Below are 4,312 nucleotides of genomic sequence, written 5' to 3'. Positions count from 1 at the left end.
GCAGCCGCAAGGCCGAAGCCGCAGCGCAGCCTGAAGCACAAGCGCAGGCGGCGGAATAACCGTTACGCTGCGTCCAGCGCCGTGCCCAGATCGCGGATCAGGTCAGCCACATCCTCGATGCCTACCGAAAGCCGCACGGTGTCGTCGCCGGCGCCGGCGGCTTGGCGCTGTTCGGGCGTGAGCTGGCGGTGGGTTGTGGAGGCAGGGTGGATGATCAGGCTGCGGGTATCGCCGATATTGGCGAGGTGCGACCAGATTTTCACGCCTTCCACCAGCTTCACGCCAGCCGCATAGCCACCCTTCACGCCGAAGGTGAAAACCGAGCCGGCGCCTTTGGGCAGGTATTTCTTCGCCAACGCATTGTAGCGGTCGGTCGGCAGGCCGGCATAACTCACCCAGGCCACTTTCGGATGCTGCGCCAGGAATTCGGCCACCGCCTGGGCATTGGTGCAATGCTGGCGCATGCGCAGGCTCAGCGTTTCCATGCCGGTGATGATCTGGAAGGCATTGAAGGGCGAGATGGCGGGGCCGAGATCGCGCAAGCTCACCGCGCGGCAGGCGACCGCAAAGGCCATGTCGCCGAATGTCTCCCAGAAGGAGAGGCCGTGATAGGCCGGCGTGGGAGCTGCCACATGGGGGAATTTGTCGTTCTGGCCCCAATCGAACTTGCCGCTATCCACGATCACGCCGCCCATGGAATTGCCATGCCCGCCGAGAAACTTGGTGGCCGAATGCAGCACGATATCGGCGCCCCATTCAAACGGTCGGCACAGATAGGGCGTGGCCATGGTATTATCCACGATCAGCGGAATGCCGGCCGCATGGGCCACTTTCGCCAGCGCCTCCAGGTCGGAAATCACGCCGCCGGGATTGGCCAGGCTTTCCACGAAGATCGCCTTGGTGCGGGGCGTGATGGCGGCGGCGAAGCCGTTTATATCGTCGGGATCGACGAAGCTGGTCTGCCAGTCGAACCGCTTGAAGCTTACGCCCAACTGGGTGATCGAACCGCCATAGAGTTTGCGTGAAGCAACGATATGATCGCCGGGATTCATCAGCATGTGGAAAACCACAAGCTGGGCCGCATGGCCGCTGGCCACGGCCGTGGCTGCGCGGCCATTCTCCAGCGCCGCCACCTTCTGCTCAAGCACCGCCGTGGTCGGGTTGGTCAGGCGGGTGTAGATATTGCCGAAGGTTTGCAGGTTGAACAGCGAAGCGGCATGGTCCACGTCGTCGAACACATAGGCGGTGGTCTGGTAGATCGGCGTGGCGCGCGCTCCGGTATGCGGGTCGGGCGCGGTGCCGGCATGCACCTGTAAGGTATCGAAGCCGTAGGTTTCGGGCTTGTTGTTTTTGTCGGTCATCTCAAACCCGCTGCTGCTTCTTGGCGGAAATCACGCCGGTATTCACACCCATCCAGCCGATCTCGCGCGAGAGGCGGCCATATTCGATCTTCGGGCAGCGGTTCATCACCACTTTCAGCCCGGCATCCTCGGCACGCTTGGCGGCTTCATCGTTGCGCACGCCAAGCTGCATCCACAAAACCTTGGCGCCGATCTTGATCGCGTCTTCGGCAATCGGCGGAATGCTGTCGGAATTGCGGAAGCAATCCACCATGTCCACCTTTACCGGAATGCTCGCCAGATCGGCATAGGCTTTTTCACCAAGGATTTCCTTGCCGGCCTCGCGCGGGTTTACCGGGATCACCCGATAGCCCTTGGCCTGCAAATATTTCATGGCGAAATAGGATGGGCGGTTCCAGTTCGGGCTGGCGCCCACCATGGCGATCACCCGGGTTTCGCGCAGGATGGCGCGGATGAAATCGTCGGAATAGCTGTCGTGGTTCATTTCAGCAGCTCGTTTATCTCAGCAACCTTGCCAGACCGGCGGGCGTTTTTCGATGAAGGCATCGATGCCTTCCTGGGCATCCCGCGCCAGCATGTTTTCCGTCATCACCTGGGCGGCATAGTCATAGGCCTGGGCCAACGGCATTTCCAGTTGGCGGTAGAAGGCTTCCTTGCCGGTTTTCACCGTGAGGGGGGATTTCGAGGCGATCAGACGGGCCAGCGCCAGGGTTTGCTGCTCCAGCGCCGCATCGGGCACGGCGCGGTTTATCAGGCCGATCTCGGCGGCGCGTGCCGCATCGGCCAACTCGCCGGTCAGCAGCATTTCCATGGCACGCTTGCGGCCGACATTGCGCGACAAAGCCACCATCGGCGTGGAACAGAACAGCCCGATATTCACGCCCGGCGTGGCGAAGCGCGCGCTTTCGGCGGCGAGCGCAAGATCGCAGCTGGCTACCAATTGGCAGCCGGCGGCCGAGGCCGTGCCATGCACTTGGGCGATCACCGGCTTGGGCAGGGCCACGATGCTTTGCATCAGACGCGAACATTGCTTGAACAGGCGCTCCAGCGCGGCATGCCCTTGCAGGCTGCGCACCTCGCGCAGGTCATGGCCGGCGCAAAAGCCGTTACCAGCCGCCTTCAGGATCACCACCTTCACGGCTGGATCCCCACGGGCGGCATCCAAGGCAGCCTGCAACGCGGCCATCAGCGCCGTTGAGAGGGCATTATAGGCCCGGGGGCGGTTCAGAGTGAGGCGCAGGATGCCGGGTTCCGGCTGCTCGGCAAGCAACGGTTCGGCGTCGGACTGGTCGAGCGCGGCAGACACGGCATTTCTCCCTCGAAATCGGAGGCTGACTATAGCGCGGCGCGGGTTTCCGGCAAATGTCGGCAGTTCAGCGCATTTCAGGCATAATTCAGCCGTATTCCGCCGTTAAGCCAGTCCCCGTTGCGCCCAGGGCTGTGGCGGCGTAAAACCACCGCCACGGTGATCGGGTACACGAATCGTCCGTAAGATACAAAAAGGTCTCGCTCCATGATCCGTCCTGTCCGCAAAGCCGTGTTCCCTGTCGGCGGCCTCGGCACGCGCTTTCTTCCCGCCACCAAGGCAATGCCGAAGGAGATGCTTACCGTCGTCGACAAGCCGCTGATCCAATATGCGGTGGAAGAGGCGAAGGCAGCCGGCATCGAGGAATTCATCTTCGTCACCGGTCGCGGCAAGCAGGCCATCGAAGATCACTTCGATAGGTCCTACGAGCTTGAGGATACCTTGCGCGGGCGCGATAAGCGCGACCTGCTGAATGCTCTGCATAGCTGGATACCGCAGGCTGGCCAGGTGGCCTATACGCGCCAGATGGAGCCGCTGGGCCTGGGCCACGCCGTGCGCTGCGCCAAGGCGCTGGTGGGCAACGAGCCGTTCGCGGTGCTGCTGGCCGACGACCTGATCCTGGCCCGCACCGGCTGCCTGGCGCAGATGGTGGAAGCCTATAACGAAGTGGGCGGCAACATGATCGCGGCCATGGAAGTGCCGCGCGAACATACCCGCCGCTATGGCGTGATCGATCCGGGCAATGCCGAAGGCCGCTTGGTGGAAGTGAAGGGCCTGGTGGAAAAACCCGAGCCGGTGGCCGCGCCCAGCACCACGGCGGTGATCGGCCGTTACATCCTGCAGCCCCGCGTGTTCGATTATCTCGACCAGGGCCAGAAGGGCGCAGGCGGCGAAATCCAGCTCACCGATGCGCTGGCCCGCATGATCGGCGAAGCGCCGTTCCATGGCCTGCGCTTCAAGGGCGAACGCTATGATTGCGGCGACAAGGTCGGCTTCCTGCACGCCAATATCGCGTTTGCATTGGATCGTGCCGATCTGCGTGCCGATGCCGCCGCCATCGTGCGCGACGTTTACAAGTCGCTTTAGTTAGTCCCGCAGCTTTCGGGGGAGAGTCAACAGCATGCGCGTGGCGATGATTGGTACCGGTTATGTGGGCCTCGTATCCGGGGCCTGCTTTTCCGAATTCGGCCATGCGGTGGTCTGCGTCGACAAGAACCCGGCGCGCATCGAAGCGCTGGAGCAGGGCGAGATCCCGATCTTCGAGCCGGGCCTCGAGGATTTGGTGACGCGCAATGTGAAGGCCGGCCGGCTGTCCTTCACCCAGGATATTACTGCCGCCATGGCAGAGGCCGATGCGGTGTTCATCGCGGTGGGCACGCCGTCGCGGCGCGGCGATGGCGAGGCCGATCTCAGCTATGTGTATGCCGCCGCCGAGGAGATTGCCCGGGCAATGACCCGGCCCACCCTGGTGGTGACGAAATCAACCGTGCCGGTGGGAACGGGCCGCGAGGTGGAACGCATCATCCGCGCCACGCGCCCCGATGCGGATTTCGAAGTGGCCTCCAATCCGGAATTCCTGCGCGAAGGCGCGGCGATCGAGGATTTCATGCGGCCCGACCGCGTGGTTTGCGGCGCCGAGAGCGAA

At 63.1% G+C, this 4,312-nt stretch carries 5 protein-coding genes; 2 read left to right on the top strand and 3 right to left on the bottom strand.

The features are described from left to right. Nucleotides 1-62: 62 nt before the first annotated feature. The 3 genes from KF827_RS19505 to KF827_RS19495 are packed head-to-tail and all read right to left on the bottom strand — an operon-like array spanning nucleotide 63 to nucleotide 2,667. Nucleotides 63-1,361, bottom strand: coding sequence for an O-acetylhomoserine aminocarboxypropyltransferase (locus tag KF827_RS19505; protein ID WP_291009294.1), 1,299 nt, complete (start codon nucleotides 1,359-1,361; stop codon nucleotides 63-65). Between the two features lies 1 nt (nucleotide 1,362). After that, nucleotides 1,363-1,845, bottom strand: a complete 483-nt coding sequence (locus tag KF827_RS19500; protein ID WP_291009291.1) for a CoA-binding protein — start codon at nucleotides 1,843-1,845, stop codon at nucleotides 1,363-1,365. Nucleotides 1,846-1,863: 18 nt separating this feature from the next. Continuing rightward, the gene (locus KF827_RS19495; RefSeq protein WP_291009288.1) at nucleotides 1,864-2,667 is read right to left on the bottom strand and encodes an enoyl-CoA hydratase; all 804 of its coding nucleotides are present in this window, start codon (nucleotides 2,665-2,667) and stop codon (nucleotides 1,864-1,866) included. Between the two features lie 207 nt (nucleotides 2,668-2,874). Here KF827_RS19495 and galU point away from each other — a divergent pair, with 207 nt between their 5' ends. Both galU and KF827_RS19485 read left to right on the top strand, forming a co-directional pair. Beyond that, on the top strand, nucleotides 2,875-3,753 hold the full coding sequence (gene galU, locus KF827_RS19490) for a UTP--glucose-1-phosphate uridylyltransferase GalU (RefSeq protein WP_291009286.1): 879 nt from the start codon (nucleotides 2,875-2,877) through the stop codon (nucleotides 3,751-3,753). 34 nt (nucleotides 3,754-3,787) lie between these two features. Then, a partial coding sequence (locus tag KF827_RS19485) for a nucleotide sugar dehydrogenase (protein WP_291009282.1) occupies nucleotides 3,788-4,312 on the top strand: 525 nt, incomplete at its 3' end.

Origin of the sequence: Ferrovibrio sp., assembly GCF_019636075.1 — a bacterium.
Classification (GTDB): domain Bacteria; phylum Pseudomonadota; class Alphaproteobacteria; order Ferrovibrionales; family Ferrovibrionaceae; genus Ferrovibrio.
Note: the sequence above shows the minus strand (reverse complement) of the source record. Positions and strands in the feature narration are given on the sequence as shown.

Bases quoted from the DNA above. Each gene is read 5' to 3' on its own strand.
- KF827_RS19505 (WP_291009294.1), bottom strand. From the start codon at position 1,361: ATGACCGACAAAAACAACAAGCCCGAAACCTACGGCTTCGATACCTTA.
- KF827_RS19500 (WP_291009291.1), bottom strand. From the start codon at position 1,845: ATGAACCACGACAGCTATTCCGACGATTTCATCCGCGCCATCCTGCGC.
- galU (WP_291009286.1), top strand. From the start codon at position 2,875: ATGATCCGTCCTGTCCGCAAAGCCGTGTTCCCTGTCGGCGGCCTCGGC.